Here is a 24,708-nt window from a genome sequence, read left to right on the forward strand (position 1 = left end):
TTTGCTCCTTTCGTAGCACATCGTGCATAGACGTTTTAACGCAGGCAATAGCGGGAAAACGAGCAAATGTGACTTACTTTTTGAAAGGAGATTTCGCTCATGCAAAAATATGCCAAGCAGTTTATTAACGGAGAATGGACAGACGGCACCAGCGACAAAACGCTGGAGAACGTCAACCCGTTCAACCAGGAAACGCTCTTTACGATGGCTTCTTCTTCTGAAGAAGACCTCGATCGTGCGTATCGCGCAGCGGAGCAGGCTTTCCCGGCGTGGAGAGATACGCTCCCGTCCGAAAAGCAGCAGCTCTTGCACCGCGTAGCAGAAATTATGCAGGAACGAAAAGACGAGATTGTCAGGCTATTGGTAAAAGAAGCGGGCAGCTCCGGCATCAAAGCCCAGATTGAATTCGGTGCAGCACTCCGCATCGTGCAGGAATCTGCTTCGTTCCCATACAGAATGAAAGGCCAGATTATGGCATCTGACTTCCCTGGTAAAGAAAACCGCGTTTATAAGTCTCCGAAAGGCGTCATCGGGGTCATCGGACCTTGGAACTTCCCGTTCCACCTGTCGATGCGCTCGGTAGCACCTGCAATTGCAGCCGGCAACACGGTAGTATTAAAACCGGCAACGGACACGATTGTTACGGCAGGCAGCCTGATCGCCGACATCTTTCATGAAGCCGGTGCCCCTGCCGGCGTGCTTAACGTGACAGCCGGACGAGGCTCTGAAATCGGCGATGCGTTCGTAGAGCATCCGGTCCCGAAAGTCATCTCCTTTACCGGGTCGACAGAAGTCGGATCCCATATCGCTTCCCTTGCCGGAAAGCATATTAAGGAGACAGCGCTCGAGCTCGGCGGCAATAACGCCTTTATCGTACTGGAAGACGCGGATGTCGACCGCGCTGTAGAAGCTGCGGTATTTGGCAAGTTTCTGCATCAGGGTCAAATATGTATGAGCGTCAACCGCTTCCTGGTTCACGATTCGATTTACGATACGTTCGCTGAGGCGTTTAAAAAGCGGACAGCTGCGCTTCAGGCAGGAGACCCTTCCGAACGTGAAACGGTCGTTGGTCCTCTGATTAAAGAGGATCAGGTCGAGCGCATTATGAAAGACGTAAACGAATCGATCGAGCAGGGCGCGACACAGATTCTCGGCGGTGATGCCGAGGGAACTCTGCTGCACCCGATTATCCTAACAGATGTGACGGAAGACATGCCAATCGCAAAAAACGAGATATTCGGTCCCGTAGCGCCGTTAATCCGCTTCAGCACGGAGGAAGAGGCCGTCAAGCTCGCAAATAGTACGCCTTATGGCCTGAGCGGCGCAGTTCATTCGACCGACATTCACCGTGCAACCGAATTTGCCAAGCAGATCGAAACCGGCATGATCCACGTCAATGATCAGACGGTTAACGACGAAGCACATGCTTCCTTTGGTGGTGAAAAAGCCTCCGGTATCGGCCGTTTCGGCGGAGAATGGGCACTTGATAAATTCACGACCGAAAAATGGCTTTCGATTCAGGATGGCAAACGCGAATATCCCTTTTAATAAAAAAAGAGAGGGCCTCTTCAGACGGAGAGGCTCTCCAGAGTGTTGATAAAGTCATTTTAGGTGAATAAGATTGCATCTGCCTGTATCTGCGGACACTCGCTTTCCGGAGGGAACGGGCTCAGCTAACCACTTCCTTCTTTCGTCGGAAGCGATGGATCTTCGCCTCGTTCTGATCCTCCTGGAGTCGAGGTCCTCCGATTTGGCAGCTGGCAGTCCGTTTCAAGTGCCTGGTTAGGACTTCACGATCGGCTTCCATACAGATAGAACCTTCCCGATAAAACGTTTTGATGTTAAATAGGGGTGCCAGTCCTTCATCGAATTCATGATAAACGTAAAAAAGCAGTCGCGTCTGTCGTGACGTTGTTCTCCAAAAAGCCAAGCTGTTTTCCCGATGTGTCCGGCGGAGACGCCAGTGGAAGCCGCGCAGTCTGAAGATTCAGTGCCGTTCAGATCTGCGAACGGCATCAACGCACGAGCGGAGCCGGACCGGGTCTTAAAGGCTTCTCGCGAGAAGCCTGTGTCCGTGTGAAGCCGCGCCATCCTACGTGCCTTTCTTCCCTTCATAACAGGGGCCCCCTGAGAAATAGCTGAAGGCCAGCCCACGGCAGGCTCGGTAAGCAGAGAAAAATGCAATCAAACGAATAAACATGTAAGTTGAAAGACTTTTTCAACAGCCTGGAGAAGCCCTCTCGTTTTTTAATAGGCACGCATTGGCGACTGCACGTATGCCTTTAAAAGCCGGTACGTCGCTTCGAGGCTTTCAATATGCGTGCGCTCATATGCATGGGAGGAATCAATTCCGGGACCGACCAGCCCGTGAATCACATCGTGCCCTGCGCGGACAGCAGCCGTTGCATCTGATCCGTAATGCGGATACATATCGACCTGATAGCCGATGCTGTTCACTTCTGCCAGCTCCACAAGATGCTTTCGGAGCCCGAGGTGATACGGGCCGCCGGAATCTTTGGCACAGATCGATACGGTATGCTCATCGGTCGTCTGGCCGTCCCCCATGGCTCCCATGTCGACGGCCAAATATTCTACCGTTTCCGGACGGATGCCGGCGTTTCCGCCGAAGCCGATTTCTTCGTTGTTCGAAATCAGCAGCTGCACGGTGTACGGCAGCTCAATGGCTTCCTCCATGATCTCTTTGGCAAGCCGCATCAGAACAGCCACGCTCGCTTTATCATCCAGATGCCGTGATTTAATATAGCCGTTCGGCAGCACCTGTACGCGTGGATCAAAGGAAATAAAGTCTCCCGGTCCGATGCCGAGTGCTTCCGTTTCTTCTTTGGAGGACGTTTTTTCGTCGATCCGCACTTCCATATTATCGATGCTGCGCTCTGCTTTACCTGCATTGTCATAGACGTGTACGGACGTTTGCTTCATTAAAATGGTGCCCGTATAGCGCTCACCGCCTGCCGTCTCAATTTCACAGTACTCCCCTTCAACCGCGTTGTAAAGAAAACCGCCAATCAGATCGAGCTTCAGCCGGCCGTCACTTTTCACTTCCTTTACCATCGCACCAAGCGTGTCGACGTGCGCTGTCATCATGCGCTGCTCGGCTTTTTCTCTGCCTGGAAGCTCGGCCAGCAACCCGCCTTTGCGGAGCCGCTCTGTCCGGATGCCCAGATCCTCAAAATAGGCTTCTACTTTACTGATGACCTCTGTCGTACTGCCGGAAGGGCTCGGAATCAATACAAGCTCTTCGATCAGCGTACGGACATCTTCTGCCTGCTGCATCGCCATAAATCGGTTCATCCTCTCCTGTGCAAAAATGTCTTCTTCCATGAGTTTACAAAACTTTGACGCTCATGAACAGGGCTTCCCCGCTTTCTGCCCGAATGAGCTATAATGAAAAAGAAGGCATACAGAGGGGGACGAGAGGATGAACGTGATTATTGCACCTGATCAGTTCGGCGCAGGCATGACCTCAACCGACGCAGCAGAGGCGGCTGCGGAAGGAGTACGGAAGGCAGCAGGAATCGAGGCTGTCATCTGTCCGATGGCAGACGGGCACGCCGGCACATCCCGGGCACTGCTGTACGGAAAATCCTACGAAACCGTCAGCGTCACAGCCGCAGACCCGCATTTACGGGAACGCACCGCCGATTACTATGTCGATGAAGACGGGCATGCCTTCATCGACAGCGAAGCGATTCTCGGACTCCAGCTGCTGGAGCCGAACGAACGCCAGCTGCTCGATACGTCCAGCACCGGCCTGGGCCAGGTGATGGCTCATGCAGCAGGGGCGAAATCGATCACGATTGCCCTTGGAGGCACAGCATCGGTCGATATGGGACTTGGCATGCTGGAAGCACTGGGAGCAAAAATCCGCGGAGAAGACGGCTCCCGCCTGCAGCACCTGCGTACGAAAGATATTTCAGGGGCCGCCGCCATTCAATTTCCGACGAAGAAACTCCCGCCCATTCGTGTATTGTGTACATCCTTTTACCCGCTTACCGGCATGGATGGCGCTGTGTACCGTACCGGAAGACAGGCCGGTGAATCCGACAGCGTCATGGAGTTTCTGCATCAGGCTGTGCTCAATACCGTTCCGCTCTTCCCGGTTCCTGACGCTGCCGCTAAACCTGGAAGCGGCGCAGGCGGCGGAATCGGTTTTGCACTCGGATGCCTCGGTGCCGAGCTGCATGAAGCCGTTGTGTATACGGCAGGCGTGCACCAGCTCGCTGCTAAACTGCAGCACGCTTCCCTCATCCTCACAGGCGAAAGCCAGGATGGAATGCCGGAGCATACGAGCCATGTCGTCCCATATATTCAAAAGCTCGCTGAACAGGCAGACGTTCCGTGCGCCGATATGACGATCACCACGGATCGTACCGGCGATACGAGAGCTACGGTTGAACGAGCAGCCATCGAGGCGATCCGTCCTTACCTGAAATAATACTGTTATTTTTTGACTTAAATAAAGGACAAAGACGGATGAAAAAAGATTCATATTTCGACTTTTTATGGTACAATAGAAACACCTTACAGACAGAAAGGAATGAACGATTTGGCAAGACTCCGATCTTTCCGGGGCGACTTCTATGAAGGAACGCTCGTCATTCTCGATATTGAACGCAGCACACCTGATGAAACTTACTATTCCGGAGTCCTGCTGAATGAAAACAACGACCCGGTCTTTGAGTGGGTGCACGCTGAGGACCCGCGAATCGTCCACGGTCACGAAAGCCATATGTACGTGAGCCCTTACTTAAAAGAACTTGGCGGTCGAGTCGGTCTCGGAACGAAGCTTCGAAACATTCTCGAGCAAGAACCGCTTCCGACCAAAACCCGCTGATTCCGCACTGAAAAAAAGCATCAGGATCTCTCCCGATGCTTTTTTCTATGCTTATGAGAGAAACTGCTACACGCGAATCAACCGGCGCAGGACAGCAGCACCGATGACCCCGGTTGAACGCCCGAGTGCTGCAGTGCGCAGATCAATCGTCTCTGCAGCACTTTTATACACCTTAGCAGCAACCGCCTCCCTCAGCTGCTTCATAAAATACGGTGCTGAGCCGGAAACGCCTCCTCCGATGACGATGCAATCCGGGTCTACCGTATGAAACAAATTAGCCAGCCCGCGAGCCGTGAAATCGATCCACTCGGCGATCAGGCCTTCCGCCGCCTGATCCCCGCTGGATGCAAGCGAAAACAGTTCCGGTGCGCCGCCGCGAATGCCCGCAGCATGTGCCCGTCTGCCAAGCGCGGTCCCGGATGCAAGCGACTCCCATGACCCTCTGTTCATTCCCTGCTGATGAGGCCCGTCGTCGGCGATGATCATGTTGCCGACCTCGCCCCCGTTACCGCGAAAGCCGCCAATAATGCGGCCATCGACGATCAGCCCGGCACCTACTCCAGTGCTGATCGTTACGTAGGCGAGCGACGCTGTCCCTTTGCCTGCGCCGTGCACCCATTCAGCTGCGGCTGCAGCATTCGCATCATTTTCCATGATCACAGACAGGTCGGCTGCTGCTTCCAGCTTTTCTTTAAACGGAAAGCCATGCCATCCGGGCAGATTGGGCGGATCGAGAAAGAGCCCTTTCTCTGCCTGCAATGGTCCAGGTGCTGCAACTCCTATGGTGCTTCCGCTCTCCCAGCCGTCAATCGTTTGCGCGATCCAGCGAACTGCTTCCTCCGGATCAAACGGTGTCCTGATCTGTTCAAACGTCGTGACGTGACCACTTTCATCAACGCTTGCCGCACGGATCGATGTGCCGCCGATATCAATGCCAATTGCCTGCATATGCCCACCCCTTCGCTCTGCTTTTTCTTTTCAGCATACCGGATTTATGCACAAAAAAATACCTTAAGCTGGGCAGGCTTAAGGCGAGAGTGGGTCCAGATCTGGGCATATCCGGCACCCGAGGGGTAAGACAGTGGATATGGAGGCTGCATAGCCCTCATATTCGCTTGTTCTTAGTATAAAAGAGAGTAAAAATTCATGCAGAGTGCATATTCACTCAAAAAAGCGGATTAGCCACTAAAAACAGACTGTCACATGCTATTTGCTCCGATAATATTCATATAGGAATATTTTTTTCCAACGTTTCGCTAATTGACACACCGGCTGGAATCAGTACAATAGAAAGTGGATTAGCACTCAGATAGTCAGAGTGCTAAAATTGCAGCGAAGGAGCGGATCCACCATGACGAAAAAAGAATTTAAAGCCGAATCCAAGCGGCTGCTGGAGATGATGGTCAACTCCATCTATTCACAGCGCGAAATATTTTTGCGCGAGCTGATTTCTAACGCCAGCGACGCCATTGATAAAATGTATTACCGTGCGTTAACAGATGACACCATTGCGTTTAACCAGGAAGACTTTTTCATCCGCGTCAGTGCCGATCGGGACGCACGAACGCTGACAATTGAAGATACGGGCATCGGCATGAATGAAGAGGAGCTCGAACGCAACCTCGGAACGATTGCGGAAAGCGGCTCGCTTGCGTTTAAAAAGCAGACCGAAACCGAAGACGGACGCGACATTATCGGTCAGTTCGGCGTCGGCTTTTACTCTGCGTTTATGGTCGCAGATCACGTGACCGTAGAAACAAAATCAGCAGGCCAGACGGAAGCATTCCGCTGGGAGTCGAACGGTACAGACGGATATACGATTGAACCCGGCACGAAGGAAACGACTGGTACGACGATTACGATCAAGCTGAAGGAAAACACGGAGGACGACTCCTTCGATGAATTTCTCGAAGAGCACCGGCTAAAGCAGATTGTGAAAAAGTACTCTGACTTTATCCGCTATCCTATTCTCATGAATGTCACCGTACATGAACCGAAGGACGATGACAGCGGTGAAACCGTAGAAAAACACGAAGAACAGACCGTAAACAGCATGGTGCCAATCTGGCGCAAAGATAAGTCAGAGCTAACGGATGAAGATTATGAGAACTTCTACCATGAGAAGCATTACGGCTTCGATAAGCCGCTGCGTCACGTGCATATTCACGTCGACGGCACGATCCGCTACAGCTCCATTCTCTACATTCCGGAGACGACACCGTTTGATTATTACTCCAAGGAATTTGAGAAGGGACTTGAGCTTTATTCCAGCGGTGTGCTGATTATGGAAAAGAGCCCGGATCTGCTTCCGGACTACTTCAGTTTCGTGAAAGGAATGGTCGATTCTGAGGACCTGTCCCTTAATATTTCCCGGGAAATGCTCCAGCATGATCGCCAGCTAAAGCTGATTGCCAAAAACATTAAGTCAAAAATCAAAAAAGAACTCCAGAGCATGCTGAAAAATGACCGTAACAACTACGAGACGTTTTTCGAGTCATTCGGCCGCCAGCTGAAGTTCGGCGTTTACAACAACTTCGGCCAGGACAAAGAAGAGCTGCAGGATCTGCTTCTGTTTACGTCTTCCAACGAAAACAAGCTGGTCAGCCTGAAAGAATATACCGAGCGCATGCCGGAAGAGCAGAAGTACATTTACTATGCTTCCGGTGACTCCGTTTCCCGTCTGGAAAAGCTGCCTCAGGCAGAGCTCGTGAAGGATAAAGGCTTTGAGCTGCTTTACTTTACAGAAGAAGTCGATGAATTTGCGATTAAAATGATGCGCGAATATGACGGCAAAGAATTCAAATCCGTTTCCAGCGGTGATCTGGGTCTCGAATCCGACGAGGAAAAAAAAGAAGCCGAAGAAACAGCGAGCGAGCACAAGGAACTGTTCGCTGCGATGAAAGACCAGCTCGGCACGGCGGTAAAAGACGTTCGTCTTTCCAACCGGTTAAAATCTCATCCGGTCTGCCTCACCGCTGAAGGTGAAGTTACTATCGAGATGGAGAAAATTCTCGCACAGATGCCGGAAAATCAAGGCGTAGAAGCCGATAAAGTGCTGGAGATTAACCATCAGCACGAGGTCTTTGCGTCCTTGAAGCAGGCTTACGAGCAGGATGACAAAGCCACCTTTGAGCTGTACACGAACCTGCTTTACAACCAGGCCCGACTCATTGAAGGTCTGCCAGTGGAGGATCCTGTCTCCTTTACGAATGACGTCTGCAAAATTATGAAATAGTCAGTTGAAACCTGCCCCGCTGCGATTGCGCAGCGGGGTTTTTGGGGCGGGATCGCAGAAGGATGGGTAAGGTGCCTCAAACGCAATCACAAAAGAAGCTTTCGGCACCAGCCGAAAGCCGTGCCCTTGAACTCTCCAGTTCGCTCAAATCCCGCCTGCGGAGACGATCATGAGAAAAACAGAGACAAGGACGATCCAGCCGCGCTGACGCTTTTCCGGCGAACGCCGCCGGACACTGATCAGCCACAGAAACAGGTAGCCCAGAAAGAATACGAGGGCAGCTGTGAAAAGAACGTCCCAGCCGCCGGTGAAGCCGGTTCCGGCCGAGGTAAGCAGCATGCCTGCCATCGTCATCCAGACCGGCAGCCGGTAGTCAAAGCGGCGCTTCTGCACGAGTCCCTTTACGAGCCGGACGACTGTCCAGATCATACCCGCCAGCAGAAAAAAGACACCGGTTTCTTCCACGACGCCAAACACGTAAGAGGCGATAAGCAGCAGCGATCCCGGAAGCGCGTAGCGAAGCACCTGGGTACGCACGCGCTGGTCTTCCCGGTGTGATGCGGAGGCACGGAAGAACTCACTGTTTTCTTTTCCGCCCGTTTCAGTTGAAGCGAGCAGCTCATCGCTGCGACCCTGTTCGACCATAGTGACAATATCCTCATTCCGAAGCCGGTTTCGAAAAATGCGGCGATCGGCGCCGTGCTTAAGCAGCAGATATACCGCCTCTGCGTTTTCCGCGTGCACCGCATAAACGAGCATCGTCGGAAACCCTCCGACAGACAGATCGGGATGCACATCTTTGCGTTGCAGAAACGCATCCAGGCTGGTCATATCTCCTTCTTCCAGCAGCTGTTTGAATGCAGCTCGGTCTGCTTCCGCTATCTCCGTCCATTCGTGGTCGGCACAGTAGCCAAAGCCCGGATGATCAGTAGCAGCTCCGGCCGCATTCGTGCACACTGTTTTATCATCGCGAATGTAGCGGCACCATTCCATCGCCTCCGCACCTCCCTTAGTCTGTATCCTCAATCGCACGTCCGGTTTCAACCTGCCACAGGCTAACGAGCAGTGCCGCGGTCAACACGCCGGTAGCGTTCAGCATAATGTCCAGCGCGTAAGCTTCGCGCGTGAAAAATTCCTGCAGCACTTCTACTACCGCTACGCCGAGAAGCAGGCAGACGAGTGCGTCCAGCTTCAAACCGATCCAGCGGAAAAACAAAAGTCCAAGCAAAAATGAACTGACGACGTGCGCGACCTTCGACACGAGCAGTCCGCCGCTGTGACGCAGCGCCTCTACGTAGTCCGTGGACCAGAAGTTTTCCCACGATACGTTTCTCGTCAATGTAAAGGCGACATGCTGATCATAAATGAGGCGGGTGGAGCTCTCTGTCCACATACCGATTAAAAACAATGCCAGCCAGATAAAAAAGTAAATGCCTCTCAATCGTTAACTCCTTTTCGACCACCGCTGTGGGCAGTCCTTTCCAATAGATGGTATTAAGCATACCCGTCAGCTTCCGCTCCAGTCAAACACTTCTTCACGCTGCTTCGGGGTCTCTGTGCTGAAGGATGCCGATCCGAGGTCCGCTACCCAGCCGACGAGCCAGCGCTTTGTTTCTTCATCAAACTCTAAATGTACGATTCCGCTTCTTTCTGAACTGCTTTGTTCGAACGCATCTCCATGCCGGTACCAAGTATCTGTGCGTTCTATGTGAAACGGTATCCGCCCGATCCAGACTCCTTCTGTTTCGAATACTTCAGCCTGTTCAGGATCCGTTTCCAGCAGCAGTTCATCCGTTTTTCGCATAAACCCCTGAGCGCGGCGGATACGCATCTCTTCTTCGATCGCCCGGCGTAGAGAATCCTTCGCACTCGTCAGAAGGTTCTCATCGTTCCGTGACTCTGCAGCTGCCACTCCCCACACGTAGTTTTCAAATGTTTCCGCCAAATGAGCAGCAAGCTCCGAATCCGCATCCAGGCTGCTCAAATCCGGACTGCTGTCCTGCACGATTGTGTCACCGGTGGAGGCCCTCCCATCCGGAAACGGACGAGCTGCTTCGATCGAAAAGCTTTCGTCAAAAGGAAAAACGGCGTCTGTCGTCAGCCGGTGATCGATCTCCTGACCGTTCCGTCGTATCGTAAGAACCGCACTGTCAGGCACTTCTATATCGAGTCGTCCTGCACCCGGTTCCAGTTCGATTACCGCCGTATCCGGCCCTTCAATCGTGAATGAGGCCGTCTGATCCACTGTTGTATATTCTCCTTCAAAGAAAAGCTCTGCTTCATAAATACCAGGCAGCACCGGTCCGTACAAGGCGTGAACGTCTTCTGAAACGGTGACAGCCGTTCCGTCCTCCATTAGCAGTTCAAGTCCTACGAATCCCCCTGCCGTAAAAAAAGGAACAGGCGTTACTTCTATCGAGTAGCTGGAGAAGAAATTTCCTTCGCGGACGATACGCCACGGTTCGTCTTCAGAAATCTGTGCTCCATCTGCGACTTCAGCTGCCTGATCGTAAAGCCGGTCGAAAACGTCGTGCCCCTCCTCTTGCAGATAAAGGCTCATAGGGGCTGCCTGATTGATCGTCAGCTGCTCATCACTGTTCGCTAAAACGGTTAATTCCGCTATTCGTTCCGTATCCCCCTGCGCGACGGCTTCTTCCAGCTCCGCCACTGTTTCCTTCGGCGGATTGCCGGCTGAAAGCAGCTGTGGTATAGCAATAAATAACAGCAGTCCCGCTCCGACCGCTCCAAAACTGATCCACTGCGCGGTTTTTTTCTTCCCGTATCCACATCCGCTGCACACTCGTTCCGTCCGTTCCGATCCGCAGACCGGGCAGTCCTCCATCCCCGTCACCGCCTTCCTGGCAGCCGTGCCGCCTCTGTTTCGTTCTATACCCGTTTTTCAGGAAATTGAGTCAAAAAGTCCTTGCTTATGTTCGCAATAACGAATACAATGAAAGCATACATCCGTTCTTTTTAACGAACAATTCGCAGCTTACTAAGAAAGAGGGAGTCTGATGAAAAAATTGGTGCTGCTTCTCGTCATTCCATTTCTTGTTGTCGTCGTTGGCGTTGTCGGGATGGGCGGTTATTTGTATTATTCGCTGCAGCGGACAGTATCTGCAGAAATGCAGGAAGGCCTCGAACGCTATCAGTCTCCCCACCGCTATGGCGAGGTGCAGGAAGGCGATCCGCTTTCGCTGCTGTTTATCGGGGTAGACGCTGAAGATGGGGAAGCAGGACGAAGCGACACAATGATCGTTGTCACTCTCAATCCGGATAAAGGCTCTTATTACATGGTAAGCATTCCCCGCGATACGCGCACTGACATTGTCGGGCACGGTACGGTCGACAAACTGAACCACGCGTATGCGTTTGGGCGTGAGGAAATGACGGCTGCTTCGGTAGAACACTTTCTTGATATTCCAATCGATCACGTGCTTTCTGTAAACATGACTGGTTTTCAGGAAATGATTGACCTCGTCGGCGGTGTAACGGTGCAGAACGAGATTGATTTTCAGTATAACGAACATGTTTTCCGGACAGGGGAAATGCATCTGGACGGGGAGCAGGCGCTTGCCTACACGCGGATGCGGAGCGAGGATCCCCGCGGCGATCTGGGCCGGAACGACCGTCAGCAGCTCGTGATTCAAGGTCTGCTGCAGGAGGCTGCATCGCTTCAGTCGATCACTAAAATTCCCGGTTTTCTTGATATCGCCGGCGATCACATTCGCACCAACATGGACATGGGCGACGTCACCACACTATTTCAGCACTACCGCCCCGCTCTTGAAACGAAGGAACAACTTGCGATTGAAGGCACAGGAGACACGATTGACGGCGTCTGGTATTTCATTGTCGATGAAGCCGAGCAGGAACGGATCTCATCTGAACTGAAGCGCCACTTGGACCTCTAAAAAAAGAACCGTTCCTGAAAAATACGGGAACGGTTCTTCTGTCTATTTAATTTGCCGCGTGCGACGTCTGCATAAAGCGAAGGAGATTGTTTGTGCGATTGAACTGTTTTTCGGCGGTGTGTAAGGATATATTCAGCGGCATCCGCGTTCCGTTCCACGTCACCGCAGTCGCGAGTTTTTTAGACAGCGGCTCTTCAGTCAGCATGGAAATGTGGGACGCGAAGACCCAGGCGCATTCGTGCCTTTCCGGGGAATGAGTCGGAAAGCAGGCGGTATCCTTGCCGTTAATGACGACCGGGACTCGCTTTTGATAGTTTAGCATGTTGCGGGCAGCATCGATCCTGCCTTTATACGTGGCATACCCCTGGCGCCAGCAGTTCTCCTCGATAATCTGCAGAGGCGTCTGGTAGACGTGGAGCGTTTTAGTTGTTTCCTGAACGATCGTGCCTCCCTGCTCGTGTATGGCAGGAGTCAGCATTTGGGTATCACATGTAATCACATATCGATATGTCTTCATCGTCTACTCTCCCTGTTCAAATAATAGCTGCATCTAAAGTTTGATGAATATGTCATGTGGAGTCGGCAAATCAACAGACTGGTACCCAGTGCCTCATTCCTTTCCTCGGTCATGCCTCCCGCCCTCGGGAGCCCGTTTTTCTTTATCTCTCAAAGCAAAATCACCCAAGACTTTATGACTAATTCTGCTTCTTTTTTATCATATACGAACAAAAAATGAATATCAATTCATTTTTCATATTTTTTCTAATTTTTCTTTCAATTCCCTTATTAACATGTATTTCACTCACTGGATCCGTGACGTTTCCTCAGACAAACATCATGTTCACCTACAGGACGTGCATTCCTTTTCCGCCTACACTGATTTTACCGCGGAATACTTGAAGGTGCGCACCTTCCACTGGTTGTGTACGATGCAGTTTGACGATGTACTGGAACAATTTACGCCGATGATTAAAGGATGTATCAGCCGCTGGCGGCTCTACGGGGAGCTGGATGAATTTGAACAGATTGGGCGAATTGCGCTCCATGAAGCGTGGGAGAAGTATGATCCCGAGAGCGGACCGTTTGCGCCGCTTGCAAAAAGCTACGTGTACGGCCGTATCCAGCAGGAGTTGACGAGGCAGAACCGCCGGCGCGAACGATCGGTCGCGATGGAGCACGAGCATATGCTCCCTGATCAGCAGGACACAGCCGGGCTCATCTGTCTGCTCAGCTTTATCCAGTCCCTCCCGCTGTCCGGCCGTGAAATGGAATGGCTCCGGCTTTATGTAACCGAAGGAAGCGGACCGAGCGAAATTGCGGAGCGCCTGGGCGTCTCCGTCCACACCGTAAAAGGATGGCGCAAACAGGCGCTGCACAAACTGCGGGCACTCGCCCATCAGCAGAAGCTGGAATGGTAGACTAATAGCGCACAGCGCATTTGGGCGGTAAGGCGCGCGCCTCAGCTGCTTGCTTTTGAAGAAACGAACAGCTTCTTCGTTCTTTACTTGCAGCGGAGAAAGCCGCTGTCTTTTTAATCGATGCTTTTACTTTGGCTCTCTAATGACTGGTGTTGATAGAAACAAACTACACCTGCCGCTGATTTTTCGCTTACAGCATAGAAGTCCTTCCACTATTCTTTCCTTGCGTACGGGATAATAATTACGCTTTCTCTTCCCGCAGGCATTTTGAAGATCACCTTGTCTTTCCTTTTTTTTGAGTGGAAAGGTGGAGAACGAAACGATTTCTCTTCTGTATGATCGAATAGCAGCGAAAACCGGCGGATGCCAGTGAGCCGGGAAGATCCCGCAGCGCAGCGAAGAAGCTCGTCCACGGCAAGCTTGCCGAGCTGCAGTGACATGTCCTTTCATCAGCAATAAACATGAACAGAGGCACTCATGCAATGACAACCTGCACCATGAAAGATGAACATTACGAACGCTGTGGAACAAAGGCGAGAACACCCAAAGGATCAGCGCAGTGCGAGAATTCATGTTGGCGACACACTCTTTCGCCAATAGTAGTCGGGAACAAGCCCTTGGGTAAGCCTTCGCCGAGAGTGGAACAGCTTGATGTACGTTGGTTGAACGACCTATTTCCAAGGCAGCTTTTACTTTAAGCACTTACTTATAAGTGAACTGCAAAAAAAAGACCGCCACAACGGCGGTCTTTTCCAGAGTGTGGATAAAGTCATTTTAAGTGAATAACGTTGCATCTGCCTGTATCTGCGGACGCTCGCTTTCCGGAGGGAACGGCCTCAGCTAACCGATTCCTCCTGCTGTCGGAAGCGCTGGATCTTCGCCTCGTTCTGATCCTCCCGGAGTCGAGATCCTTCGATGCCGGCATCTGGCAGTGCGTTTCATGTGCTGGTTATGAAGGTACGATCCGGTTCCATATGGATAGCCCCCCAGATCAGACGTTTCGATGTTAAATAGGGATGCCAGTCCTTCATCGAATTTATGATAAACGTAAAAAAACAGTCGTGTCTGTCTGTTGTGACGTTGTTCTCCAACAAGCAGAGCCGTTTCCCCGATGTGTCCGGCGGGGACGCCTGTGGAATCAGCGCAGTCTGAAGATTCCGTGCCGTTCAGATCTACGAACGGCATCACCGCACGAGCGGAGCCGGACTGGGTCTTGAAGGCTTCTCGTGAGAAGCCTGTGTCCGAGTGAAGCCGTGCCTTTCTTCCCTTCATACAGGGGTCACCCCGAGAAATAGCTGAAGACAAGCCCATGGCAGGCTCGGTAAACAGAGGGGAAATACAATCAATCGAATAATCATGTAAGCTGATTGACTTTGTCAACAGCCTGAAAAAGACCGCCACAACGGCGGTCTTTTCAATGCGGCAGCTCAGGAAGAACTCCGGGGAGGCGGCAGTATGTACTGGTTGTATACTTATGTATGGCAGCTGCATTTAAACGGTGTATCAATAACGGCAATTGGTGCAGGTCTGTCCCTTCCGATCTGCCTCCCCGGTGACGGCTCTTCCGAACTTGAAGGGAAGTTCTTCCTGAACGCCGCATCACTTTGTAAAGTATAGCATTCTGTTTTGGACCTGTCAGCCCGTTTTTTATGATTCCTGCTTTTCTTTTTTGTCACGTACATGCGGATCAGCAAAATCGATAATGGACAGTCCGCTCCCGCGCAGATGAAAAGCGTTTTGCCCGACGAGTACGAGCGGATGCTCCAGATCATCTGGTGCCAGCTGAATGATTTTCCCGATTCGTCCGTCCGATAAATAGACGTCCGCTCCCGTGTACAACTGCAGCATTTGGGCGGTAAATGGGAATCCAAACCGGCTCGACAGCTTTCCGGCAAAAATTTCTTCCGTTACAATTCGGAGAGCTCGCAGCGGGGACGACTTTTTCTGATAGCTGCGGTCTGAAGAAATAGCATCAAATACGTCCGCTACTGCAACGATTAATCCGGCAGCAGAAAGCTCTGCCTCCTTTAGACCTTGCGGGTATCCGCTTCCGTCAAGACGTTCATGATGCTCGAGCACGCCGTCCCGGATAATACCCGGGGCGTCTCCGCCTGCTTCAAGGAGAGCAACCCCAAGCTCCGGGTGCCGTTTCATCTCCTGAAACTCTTCCTTTGTAAGTGCGGATGGCTTTTGAATAATACTCTGCGAAATACGCAGTTTGCCAATGTCATGATAAAGACCTGCCTTCCCAATTTCCATCACCATGTCGTGCGGGAAGTCGGCAAGCCTTGCGATCAGCGAAGAAAGCATGCCAACGTGAATGCTGTGACGGTACGTATAGTCGCTGTGCCCCTGCAGCTGCTGAAGAGCAACCAGCATGCTGCCGCTTGCCAGTGCTTCCTCGGCAAGCTGCTCAAACTGACGCGAGCAGGCAGTGACGTCGATTTCGCTCCCTTCTGCAGCTGCGGCAAATACACGCTTAATTTCTTCATACTGCAGCCGGTAGGCACGCACAAAACCGCTGTGCCGTCCTTCCCATTTCTGCTCCAGCTGCTCCAGCACCGACGCTGTTCCTCCAACGGCAACCCGGCTGATACCATGCTGAAAAAGCAGCTGGATATGGGCTGCTGTGACGACAGTCCCTTCTTTAAGCAGCAGCGTTTTATGTTTGGAATATACGTCTTCGACCAGCTTGCGATCAAGCGCACGATACGCGTGACGATGAATATAGACCCACTCCATTTGTATGATCACCTCTTCTCCTCTTATTAAATCAGATTCGAGGCTGGATTTCCACGATTCATAACAGGACTTTCATGTAGTTTTATTATGTAAAATGGCTCATTCCTCTGCCATAACCGTTTCACTCACCTTAAAGGCATGCATATTTCCCTATGCAGAAATGGCAACATACACGTATCTGCTGGCTGCCAGTTCTCTCTGATGCGAAGTTGAAGTCGCGCGAAACCCTGGCCTACAAGATTCCAGGACGCTGTCGGCAACCGATAGTTTCTCAGACGATCCTCTCTTAAAATGACCGCCTCCATCCTGGCAGACTGCAGTTTCGGCAGGTTGTTCTCTTTACATCGTAATACGTTACAGCTAAGGAAGCTTACGATATGTTATTCGTTATCAGGATCTGTTACGTTACGTCAATCACGTTCGGCCGCTGCTGTGTTCTAGTTGGATACTAAGCCGTTTTACCAAAACGCAGTGAAGCCTATGCTCGAAGTTACGCTTGAAGCAGAAATGTTCCGCCGAGACTAATCCGCACCCGCTCATTTTCCGAAAAGCAGAAGCTGCAATCTGCAAAATTGCTGACACTCTAACCACGAGAAGGCCCTCCGCGTGAATCACGGAGGGCCTTCGTCTATCTATTTATAGGGGGAATAGATATCAGTCTTCTTCGCTGAGGATGCGTTCTGCCTGCTCCTTCAGCTCCTGTCGTGCTTCTTCTTCGACATGACGCTCTGCATGATTAGAGTCCAGCCTGTCGGCGTAGCGCTCCATAAAGGAACGTGCCTGATCAGATCGTCCTGCTTCCTGATGGTGCACAGCTTGTCTTGCCGTATTGGAAAGCTGTCCGCGCATCGGGCCGGTAATATAGCCCTCTTCAATATACGCGTCCGTTTTTCCGTACAGCTCTGTCATTTCCTGCAGCTTTCTCTCTTCCGGATCGAGCTCGTCAGCCGGCTCTTCGCCGCCCGTCTGCACGATAACCGCCGTCAGCGGGTCGATCGTCAGTGACTCTTCCGTCAGGTTAAAGCCGTTCGGATCCGCGACTTCTGTCACACCGGCTTCATCTGCATCTGCAAGCACGATGCCGTCTGTCAGATCCATGTCGAGCGTCAGCGTGCGCTCGCTGTCGTCTGCGTTGATGAAGACGTGATACGCTGCATCGGATTCCGAATCTTCCGCCCGGTAGCCGATCAGAAGATCTTCGTCTTCAATTTCCGGTGCATCGATGAAGGACACGTGCTCATCAATCGCGTCCATCGTGCCGTGACGGAACGCATCCGTGGAACGGCGCAGCTCGATCATACCGGTCATCATCTCACGCGTCATGCTGTTCAGCGGGTACGCCTCTTCGTTCGTGGCGAGCTCCCAGTCAAACTTGTTGATTGCATCAGTGGAATCGTACGAATCATGGATAAAGTATGGATATTCAAACGGATTGCCGTCTGCATCCTCCATGTATGTCGACTTGTACGGTGCATCTTCCTCCGCTACCGGTCCGATGAAGTCATCGTCACGGAACTGCTTCGTCCGGCCAAATTCCTGACCGCCGTGCACGAAGGCTGTGCCCTGCGCCGTCATCACCATCGCATTTCCTAAACGGATGCGCTGATGAATTTCCTCCTGATGGTCTTTTGGATCTTTTTGAATCGACTGGGCAATCACGTCGTGCAGCGTCAGGTTATCGTGCGCTGCGATATATGGAACGACGTCACCCGGGTTCGTTGCCGTAAAGTTGGACGGATTCGCCGTTACGTTGTTGTAAATCCGCTCAATATCACGCGCGCCGCCTGTAATAAAGCGCGGCTCGCCTTCACTGCCGAAGCCGGACTTGAGCTCATTACGGAAGTCATCTGAGAAAGACCCGACGCTTTCCGTATGTTGCATCCACTGCTGGTCAGCCGGCTGCACGTCCGGATCAGTTTCATCTCCGACGTACGTCACCCAGCCTTCGCCGATCATAACGACGTTCGGATTCACTTCCTTCGCTTTGTCATAGGCGATTTGAATGCTCTCGGCATCGTGGTCGCCCATCATGTCAAAACGGAAGCCGTCCACTTTAAATTCTTCAACCCAGTACATGATCGAGTCGACCAGAATTCGTCGTGACATCTCATGCGTCGTGCCGAGACGTCCGCCGCCAAAACTGATGCGGGACGTGCCGTCAGCGTCCATGAAGTGGTAGTAGTTTGGCTCCAGGTCCTCGAAAATGTGCTCGCGGGCCGTATGGTTGTAAACCACATCGAGGATCACACCCATATCGCGTTCGTGGATTTCATGGATCAGATTCTTAAATTCTTCGATCCGCTTTTCTGCATCTTCCGGATCTTCAGAATACATGCCCGTCAGCGAGAAATAGCTGTGCGGGTCGTAGCCCCAGTTGTAGTTCGTCTGGGTCGATGCGTAATCAAGCATCCGCTCATCTGCCGCAAATTCATTGGAGAAGAAATAGCTCATCACCGGAAGCAGCTGTACGTGTGTTACGCCAAGCTCCTCCAGATAGTCGAGCCGCTCTGCAAACGCGGAGAACGTTCCGAACTCACTATCCAGCTCGTCTTCAATAGACGGGTCAGACGTGAAATCACGGACGTGCAGCTCGTAAATAATCGCATCCTCGCGCTTTTCAAAGCCGTCAATGTCTGCAAAATCAAGCTCTGGTCCGATAGCAGACGGATCGACAATCGCTGCTTTGCCGATATAGGCATCGTCAGCTCCGCTGTCCCAGGCTGCCATGGAAGGCGCATATGGATCCAGCGCTTCAACCGTTTCGCCGTCGCGTTCAATCATGTAGTGATAGTAGTAGCCCGTATGGTCGGACACGCCTGTTGTATTCTCATCAAGCGTTACTTCCCAGACGCCTCTGTCCTGACGCTCCATCGCTACATCGTCACCGATAACATTGTCCTGATCGTCTTTATCATAGAGACGAACGGATACGTCATCTGCGCTTGGCGACCAGACCTTCAGCGTCACCGAGCCGTCCTCGTGCAAATCAGCTCCGAGATCGCCCTCATAGCTGTAGAGCTCATCCTTCAGCTGCCAGCCGATAATCGCCTGGGCTGTCCGTTCGTTAAACGTAATCGTATACGGTGCTTTTTCTAAATCAAACGATCCGTGCAGGGACACAACTGTATCGCTGTCGATCGTGACGCTCTCAAAGGAAACAGCCTCTCCGTCGCGGTCCGTGATCGTCAGCTCTTCCATCAGCTGTTCTTCACTCAATCCGCCCGTACCGCTGAAGCGGACTTCAATCCGCTCATCTGACACGACTTCGGCACTCTGTACGCCGTCCATCATGACATAATACGGGTTGTTAAATGCCTGATCGGTGCCGGCTTTCACGAAAATCTGGTTCGAACGCTCCAGATCGCTGTAGCTCATGTCCCCCGACTGCTCTCCAGACTCCTGATCCAGGAACAGGAAGCCGATTTCTTCTGCATTCTCGGCAAGCTCAATGTCAGCGTAAAGACCGTAGCGGCCTTCGCCGGCAAATGGCGTCGCGCCTGTCGGCCAGTCTTCAGACGGGCTCAGCGTATCTCCAAAGTGCCAGATGCTGTCAAAATCATAGCCGTCCTCGCTGTAATAATGAACCCGTACCTCATCGTCGCCGATGTCAGCCGGTTCCGCGAGCGAGTAGCTTCCGTCTTCGTACATCCAGATTTCATTCATGTCTTCGTGAATCAAATCGACATTCACATCACCGGTAATGTTGTCGCCTCCGGTATTGTTCACGAGCATGCTGAGGCGGTCTGCTCCTGCCTCAAGCTCAATGTCATAGTACGGACCGAAGTCGGACATGCGATCTTCACTGAAGCGCTGCTCGCCAGGCCAGCTTGCATTCTCTTCAGCTGGTACTGCTGCGCCGTCCCAATACCAGACGCCGAGAGATGAAATGTTTCTGTCTCCCGCGTCAAAGTGCACGCGCAGGTGATCTTCCGGAATGTCGCTGTCTTCCACCGGTGCGTCCGCTTCCTCACCGTCAGCGATCGTTCCGTTTTCCGTCGTTAAAAGAACCGTTCCGCCGTCCGCAGGTGCCGGAATCGTCATCGTGACCGTTCCTTCTTCTGCTGTGACGCTTTCACCAGAATACGCATCCGTGACGACAGTGTCTGCTTCCGTCGTGTTCAGCGTCACTTCCTGTGCATCGTCTGCTGTGTTCAGTCCGACGAAGACATTTTCGCCTTCATAGGCACGCTCAAAGACGAGGTAGCCTTCGTCATCTGATCCTGCTGTTTCCGAGCGGGTACCCCGGGCAAAGAGCTCCGAATGCTCGCCTCGGAAATCAAGCAGCTTCGCGTAATGCTCGTGGAACGGATTGCCTTCCACGTCATCCCAGGCAAAGTCATAGCGGTTGTCATACTCCGGCCAGTTATCGTCGCCCGACTGCCCGAGCTCCTCACCGTAGTAGATCACCGGCTGCCCTTTTGCTGTCATCTGCAATGCAGAGCCAATCATAAGCGCCTCTTCGCCGTGATTGTAGAGGAAACCTTCCTCATCATGGCTGCCAAGGAACTGTCCGAGAAGCGCAGCACTGTCCATGCCTTCATTTCGTTCAATCAAATCATTGTTCACGGATTCCATATCACCGCGTGCAAAGTCACGGGCGCTGTTTTTAAACTCGAAGTCGAGCAGGGAATCCATCGTCCCTGTGCGCAGGTAACCGTGGTCGTTGTTTTGACCTGCGCCCCACGATTCACCGATCATCTTAAAGGACGGATCTTTTTCTGTCAGTTCATTTTTAAAGTGCTGCCACGTCGTATCATCGACGTGCTTGACCGTATCGACCCGGTAGTAGGAAATCGCGTTTCCGTTTTCCGTCGTCGAGCGGTCGAGCCACGCTGTCTGCCAGTCGACAAGCTGCTCACGGACTTCCGTATTTTCCGTTTCAAAGTCCGGCAGACCGGCAAGCTCCATCGTTAAATCGTCGCTGCCCGGGTTATCACGGATCATGCCGTCAAATCGTTCCACAATTTCCTCATCCGGATAGCCGGCCGGCGCTTCGTCTTCCGGCAGCGCGTCTTCTGCCTTCACCCCGTAACCAGGATGGTTCAGCACAACGTCGACCATGATTTTCATGTCGCGCTCTGCCGCTGCGTCAATCAGCTCGTGAAACTCTTCCAACGTACCAAGGTGCGGATTCAGCTCCTCAAAGTCGCTCGCCCAGTAGCCGTGGTAGCCGAAGTAGTTTCCGTCAGGAGCGTCCCACTCCACGTCATGTGCGACGTTTTCCACGATCGGCGTAATCCAGACCGTGTTAACGCCGAGATCATCCAGGTAGTCCAGGTTCTGCGTTACCCCGGCGAAGTCGCCGCCCTGGTACGTGCCTCGCGGATTTTCGTCGTCATACTGGCTGTAGTCCAGGCCGTATGGATCGTTGTTGTCCGGGTTGCCGTCGTAAAAACGGTCTGTCAGCATGAAATAAATCATCGCTTCGTCCCAGTCAAAGTCGCCTTCTGCTTTCTCACGTGCCGCTACTTCGACCGCTGCACTGCCCTCATACACGCCGCCTTCTTCATCGACTGCGCGAATAGGCAGCTCGTACGTGCCCGGATCCGTGTCATGGGTCGCTGCGATCGTCACGCGGTTTAACTCCGTCGATACGTTCAGCTCGCTGCTTCCGCCAAGCTGGCTTGCGTCAATCGAAAGCTCGTCTATTTCCACATCGCTGTTGTTCTCGATGTCGATGTCCACGACCGCATTTTCATCATAATGAAAAGCATCGTCAGCCGAACCGGAAACGGCAATGTCGTACTCGCCTTCCCTATACTCACGCTCTTCCTCTTCGTGCGCTACGTAGTAAGGGTTCGTGTAAACCGTATCGTCCCCTTCACGCATAAAGATCTGGCTGTGCACGTCGCGCTCGTTAAAGTTGAGATCGTCCGTCTGGTCTCCCGTCTCCGTATCAACTAACAGAAAGCCAAATCCATTGGCGTTTGATTCAACATCAACATCAATATAAGGGCCGTATGCTCCGGCCTGATCGTCAGAAAAACGCAGCGCGTCATCCAGCCAATCGTCAAAGGAATGTGCTACACCACCCCAGCCCCAGAAGCCGAGCGGTTCAACCGTGTCGCCTTCCGGCTGATAATGGAGCCTTACCTGATCGTCAAACTCGATCGGCTCGTAGTAATACACGTGTTCCTCGTGCGAAATCCACACCTCGTCCATTTCTTCTGCGAGAATGTCGATCGTGATATCATCTTCTGACACATTATTTCCATCACGGTTATTGATAACGAGACCTAATTCTTCAGTTCCATCTTCAAATTCTATGTCAACGTAGGCGCCGTAGTCGGTCGTCCCGTAGTCCGAAAACCACTTTCCTTCCGGCCATTCACCGGGCATTTCTTCTATACCCTCTCCAAAAAACCATAGCCCAAGTTCGGATACGTCGAGATCGCCGTAGTCGTAGTGGACGCGAAGGCTGTTCGTGTCGTCCGCGCTCTCTTCTGCTGTCACTACCGGTGCAAATGACGAGAATACGCTTAGTCCCATCACCCCGGCCATCATCGTTGCCATTCGTTTCGTTTTTCGTTTATACACGCTCTTCTCTCCCCTCGTGAATAAGTGACCCTGAACCTGTCGTCTTACTCAGCCCCTTCCTGCACGTTTTGAATCCGGACGTGCAACGTTGTGCAACTTGCGAAAACGTTTGCACTAACGCCATAAATAAAAGCGCAGCCGTATATTCTTTTTCAGAATGATTTGCAAGCGCTTTCGTTGCCTATTAGCATACCGTATATTTTTTGACAATTCAACATAATCCGGAACAAATATGACTTCGGCTCAGTCTTTCCTGCAATATTCAGGTCGACCTGACTAGGAGTGCACGCGCGTGCACAGATTCAGGAATCGATTCCCTCCTACTTTCTGCTTGGGACCGTGCAGTCATTTTGGGAATGTTACTTGAATCGTATGAAAAATTCTGATAAAGTCTATATAACCGATTAAGCTGATATGTTTTAACTACTATTAAGGGGGAGTTCTTTATGAAGAAATGGACAGCCGGCCTTTTAGGCGGAGTTCTGCTGATTGCAGGTGCGACGCCTGCAGCAGCGGAGAGTGATGCCCAGTACGAAGTGTGGATGGCCGATCAAGGGACGGATACGATCCATATTTATAACGAGGATCACGAAGAAATTGATACGATAGATTTTGATGACGTCGGTGAAAACCCGCACATGCTGCTTTTTGATGATGACTACGAATATGCGTATGCTGCAAACATGGGCAGCGGTACCGTCTCCGTCATTCACGGGGAGAGCCGGGAAGTCGTTGGAACAATTGAAACAGATGAAGGTGCTCACGCTGCCGTTCCAAATCCAAACGGGGAAACCGTGCTCGTCGCCAACACGCCTGGCGAGAGCCTGTCGCAAATTTCCCTGGATCATGAGAACGGGGAATATGAAGTGGCACAGGAGCTTGATTTGACAGAGGTGGACTCCCTGCAAAACGAAGACGAATTTCCGGATCACCGGCCGATCTGCCTCGACTTTAACGCAGACGGCAGCAAAGCCTACGTAACGATTGGCGGCGGCGGACTCGTCGTAGTCGATACCGAAGAACTTGAAGTCATCGAGCAGTTTGATAAAAACGATGTTCATCCACACGGCTGCGGCACGCTCCTGTCCCCTGACGGATCGGAAATGTACGCAAACTCAGGCTCCGTGGATGACGGCTATTTTTACGTATTTGATACCGAAACGGATGAAATGATCCATAAAGCAGATGCCGGCGGTCTCGATACGCACGGCAAAAACTTCACAACAGACGGCAAGTATCTCTACACCGTTCACCGCGTATCGGACAGCCTGACCGTCATCGATACCGAAACAAAAGAAATTGTAGCAGAACAGGAATTTGTCGGAGATGCACCGGACTTAGCCGTTACGTCACCGGATAACAAATACTTCTACGTGACGCTTCGCGGACCAGAGCCTGCAACTGGCACGCATGACATGGCTGGCGACTCTCCTGGCATTTCCGTCATTGACGTGGAAACGCTGGAAATCGCCCATACGATTGACTTTACCGGCATCGACGGCACCGATCCGCACGGAATCGACATCCGCGTGATTGATGCGGGCAGCACCACGTATGACAACTACCAGTTCGAAGGCGACGAACTGCCTGACACAGCAGCTGGCGTACCGTTCTCCATCTGGATCGCCCTCGCTGCAGCCGGCATCGGCGGCGCCCTCCTCTTCGGAAAGCCAAAAACAGCACGTTCATAACGAAGAAAGCTGTCTCCCGACTGACGGGAGACAGCTTTTTATGTAATGGAAGGGCTCGGCGCCGTTGCCGAAAGGCCATTGGCGGGGCAAAGTAACTTAACGTCGGACAAAGGCAACTTAACAGGCCGTTATAACGAATAAAACAACTTAAGCGGGCCCAAGTGTAACTTAACGACACCCAATTGCAACTTAAGCCTAATATAGAGGCTTTCGGCGCCGTTGCCGAAAGCTCCCGCCTTGGAAAGTAACTTACTTGCAACTTAACCCTCAGACGGAAACCGGGCCGGTGCCCGCTAAACCCACCTGCCCTGAGCAA

The 24,708-nt window shown here is 52.2% G+C and carries 18 protein-coding genes; 8 read left to right on the forward strand and 10 right to left on the reverse strand.

Annotated elements, in window-relative coordinates:
- Positions 1-99: 99 nt before the first annotated feature.
- On the forward strand, positions 100-1,548 hold the full coding sequence (locus HCN83_RS12280) for an aldehyde dehydrogenase family protein (RefSeq protein WP_168007726.1): 1,449 nt from the start codon (positions 100-102) through the stop codon (positions 1,546-1,548).
- Between the two features lie 234 nt (positions 1,549-1,782).
- Here the strand turns inward: HCN83_RS12280 and HCN83_RS12285 are convergent, their stop codons facing one another.
- Both HCN83_RS12285 and HCN83_RS12290 read right to left on the reverse strand, forming a co-directional pair.
- Complete coding sequence (locus HCN83_RS12285) at positions 1,783-2,016, reverse strand: hypothetical protein (protein ID WP_168007728.1); 234 nt, start codon at positions 2,014-2,016, stop codon at positions 1,783-1,785.
- Positions 2,017-2,247: 231 nt separating this feature from the next.
- Positions 2,248-3,312 (reverse strand): M42 family metallopeptidase, encoded by a 1,065-nt coding sequence (locus tag HCN83_RS12290; protein ID WP_246238222.1) that lies wholly within the window; start codon positions 3,310-3,312, stop codon positions 2,248-2,250.
- A gap of 127 nt (positions 3,313-3,439) precedes the next feature.
- Between HCN83_RS12290 and HCN83_RS12295 the strand changes: the two genes are divergently transcribed.
- Positions 3,440-4,456, forward strand: coding sequence for a glycerate kinase (locus HCN83_RS12295; protein WP_168007730.1), 1,017 nt, complete (start codon positions 3,440-3,442; stop codon positions 4,454-4,456).
- A 102-nt stretch (positions 4,457-4,558) separates the two neighbouring features.
- Positions 4,559-4,855 carry a hypothetical protein gene (locus tag HCN83_RS12300; RefSeq protein ID WP_168007732.1) on the forward strand — a complete coding sequence of 99 codons (297 nt, stop codon included), beginning with the start codon at positions 4,559-4,561 and terminating at the stop codon, positions 4,853-4,855.
- 66 nt (positions 4,856-4,921) lie between these two features.
- Here HCN83_RS12300 and HCN83_RS12305 read toward each other — a convergent pair whose 3' ends face one another.
- Positions 4,922-5,803, reverse strand: coding sequence for an ROK family protein (locus HCN83_RS12305; RefSeq protein ID WP_168007734.1), 882 nt, complete (start codon positions 5,801-5,803; stop codon positions 4,922-4,924).
- Positions 5,804-6,206: 403 nt separating this feature from the next.
- On the opposite strand from HCN83_RS12305, the gene htpG reads away from it, so the two are divergent.
- Positions 6,207-8,090 (forward strand): molecular chaperone HtpG, encoded by a 1,884-nt coding sequence (htpG, locus tag HCN83_RS12310; RefSeq protein WP_168007736.1) that lies wholly within the window; start codon positions 6,207-6,209, stop codon positions 8,088-8,090.
- Positions 8,091-8,234: 144 nt separating this feature from the next.
- Here the strand turns inward: htpG and HCN83_RS12315 are convergent, their stop codons facing one another.
- The 3 genes from HCN83_RS12315 to HCN83_RS12325 all read right to left on the reverse strand — a co-directional run bounded on the left by HCN83_RS12315 (position 8,235) and on the right by HCN83_RS12325 (position 10,932).
- The gene (locus tag HCN83_RS12315; RefSeq protein WP_168007738.1) at positions 8,235-9,083 is read right to left on the reverse strand and encodes a sulfite exporter TauE/SafE family protein; all 849 of its coding nucleotides are present in this window, start codon (positions 9,081-9,083) and stop codon (positions 8,235-8,237) included.
- A gap of 16 nt (positions 9,084-9,099) precedes the next feature.
- Entirely contained in the window at positions 9,100-9,531 is a 432-nt protein-coding gene (locus tag HCN83_RS12320) for a VanZ family protein (RefSeq protein WP_168007740.1), read from the reverse strand.
- Positions 9,532-9,597: 66 nt separating this feature from the next.
- Positions 9,598-10,932 carry a hypothetical protein gene (locus tag HCN83_RS12325; protein WP_168007742.1) on the reverse strand — a complete coding sequence of 445 codons (1,335 nt, stop codon included), beginning with the start codon at positions 10,930-10,932 and terminating at the stop codon, positions 9,598-9,600.
- Positions 10,933-11,104: 172 nt separating this feature from the next.
- Here HCN83_RS12325 and HCN83_RS12330 point away from each other — a divergent pair, with 172 nt between their 5' ends.
- On the forward strand, positions 11,105-12,004 hold the full coding sequence (locus HCN83_RS12330; RefSeq protein ID WP_168007744.1) for an LCP family protein: 900 nt from the start codon (positions 11,105-11,107) through the stop codon (positions 12,002-12,004).
- A 46-nt stretch (positions 12,005-12,050) separates the two neighbouring features.
- Here HCN83_RS12330 and HCN83_RS12335 read toward each other — a convergent pair whose 3' ends face one another.
- On the reverse strand, positions 12,051-12,521 hold the full coding sequence (locus HCN83_RS12335; protein WP_168007746.1) for a competence protein ComK: 471 nt from the start codon (positions 12,519-12,521) through the stop codon (positions 12,051-12,053).
- 412 nt (positions 12,522-12,933) lie between these two features.
- On the opposite strand from HCN83_RS12335, the gene HCN83_RS12340 reads away from it, so the two are divergent.
- Positions 12,934-13,422 carry a sigma-70 family RNA polymerase sigma factor gene (locus HCN83_RS12340; protein ID WP_168007748.1) on the forward strand — a complete coding sequence of 163 codons (489 nt, stop codon included), beginning with the start codon at positions 12,934-12,936 and terminating at the stop codon, positions 13,420-13,422.
- 840 nt (positions 13,423-14,262) lie between these two features.
- On the opposite strand, the gene HCN83_RS12345 is transcribed toward HCN83_RS12340, so the two are convergent.
- Positions 14,263-14,607 (reverse strand): hypothetical protein, encoded by a 345-nt coding sequence (locus HCN83_RS12345; protein WP_168007750.1) that lies wholly within the window; start codon positions 14,605-14,607, stop codon positions 14,263-14,265.
- A 270-nt stretch (positions 14,608-14,877) separates the two neighbouring features.
- Here HCN83_RS12345 and HCN83_RS12350 point away from each other — a divergent pair, with 270 nt between their 5' ends.
- On the forward strand, positions 14,878-15,039 hold the full coding sequence (locus HCN83_RS12350) for a hypothetical protein (RefSeq protein ID WP_168007752.1): 162 nt from the start codon (positions 14,878-14,880) through the stop codon (positions 15,037-15,039).
- 30 nt (positions 15,040-15,069) lie between these two features.
- Here HCN83_RS12350 and HCN83_RS18445 read toward each other — a convergent pair whose 3' ends face one another.
- Positions 15,070-16,176 carry an HD domain-containing phosphohydrolase gene (locus tag HCN83_RS18445; RefSeq protein ID WP_168007754.1) on the reverse strand — a complete coding sequence of 369 codons (1,107 nt, stop codon included), beginning with the start codon at positions 16,174-16,176 and terminating at the stop codon, positions 15,070-15,072.
- A 642-nt stretch (positions 16,177-16,818) separates the two neighbouring features.
- On the reverse strand, positions 16,819-22,701 hold the full coding sequence (locus tag HCN83_RS12360) for a pullulanase (RefSeq protein WP_343033727.1): 5,883 nt from the start codon (positions 22,699-22,701) through the stop codon (positions 16,819-16,821).
- Between the two features lie 446 nt (positions 22,702-23,147).
- On the opposite strand from HCN83_RS12360, the gene HCN83_RS12365 reads away from it, so the two are divergent.
- Entirely contained in the window at positions 23,148-24,392 is a 1,245-nt protein-coding gene (locus HCN83_RS12365) for a YncE family protein (RefSeq protein WP_168007756.1), read from the forward strand.
- Positions 24,393-24,708 lie beyond the last annotated feature (316 nt).

This window comes from Alkalicoccus luteus, assembly GCF_012034335.1.
Taxonomy (GTDB): domain Bacteria; phylum Bacillota; class Bacilli; order Bacillales; family Salisediminibacteriaceae; genus Alkalicoccus; species Alkalicoccus luteus_A.

What these genes read in the sequence shown, in the direction of transcription:
- HCN83_RS12305 (WP_168007734.1), bottom strand. Translation starts at nt 5,803, where the DNA reads ATGCAGGCAATTGGCATTGATATCGGCGGCACATCGATCCGTGCGGCA.
- HCN83_RS12280 (WP_168007726.1), top strand. Translation starts at nt 100, where the DNA reads ATGCAAAAATATGCCAAGCAGTTTATTAACGGAGAATGGACAGACGGC.
- HCN83_RS12300 (WP_168007732.1), top strand. Translation starts at nt 4,559, where the DNA reads ATGAACGATTTGGCAAGACTCCGATCTTTCCGGGGCGACTTCTATGAA.
- HCN83_RS12290 (WP_246238222.1), bottom strand. Translation starts at nt 3,312, where the DNA reads ATGAACCGATTTATGGCGATGCAGCAGGCAGAAGATGTCCGTACGCTG.
- HCN83_RS12340 (WP_168007748.1), top strand. Translation starts at nt 12,934, where the DNA reads ATGCAGTTTGACGATGTACTGGAACAATTTACGCCGATGATTAAAGGA.
- HCN83_RS12330 (WP_168007744.1), top strand. Translation starts at nt 11,105, where the DNA reads ATGAAAAAATTGGTGCTGCTTCTCGTCATTCCATTTCTTGTTGTCGTC.
- HCN83_RS12325 (WP_168007742.1), bottom strand. Translation starts at nt 10,932, where the DNA reads ATGGAGGACTGCCCGGTCTGCGGATCGGAACGGACGGAACGAGTGTGC.
- HCN83_RS12365 (WP_168007756.1), top strand. Translation starts at nt 23,148, where the DNA reads ATGAAGAAATGGACAGCCGGCCTTTTAGGCGGAGTTCTGCTGATTGCA.
- HCN83_RS12285 (WP_168007728.1), bottom strand. Translation starts at nt 2,016, where the DNA reads ATGCCGTTCGCAGATCTGAACGGCACTGAATCTTCAGACTGCGCGGCT.
- HCN83_RS12295 (WP_168007730.1), top strand. Translation starts at nt 3,440, where the DNA reads ATGAACGTGATTATTGCACCTGATCAGTTCGGCGCAGGCATGACCTCA.
- HCN83_RS12335 (WP_168007746.1), bottom strand. Translation starts at nt 12,521, where the DNA reads ATGAAGACATATCGATATGTGATTACATGTGATACCCAAATGCTGACT.
- HCN83_RS12345 (WP_168007750.1), bottom strand. Translation starts at nt 14,607, where the DNA reads ATGCCGTTCGTAGATCTGAACGGCACGGAATCTTCAGACTGCGCTGAT.
- HCN83_RS12350 (WP_168007752.1), top strand. Translation starts at nt 14,878, where the DNA reads ATGTACTGGTTGTATACTTATGTATGGCAGCTGCATTTAAACGGTGTA.
- HCN83_RS12315 (WP_168007738.1), bottom strand. Translation starts at nt 9,083, where the DNA reads ATGGAATGGTGCCGCTACATTCGCGATGATAAAACAGTGTGCACGAAT.
- htpG (WP_168007736.1), top strand. Translation starts at nt 6,207, where the DNA reads ATGACGAAAAAAGAATTTAAAGCCGAATCCAAGCGGCTGCTGGAGATG.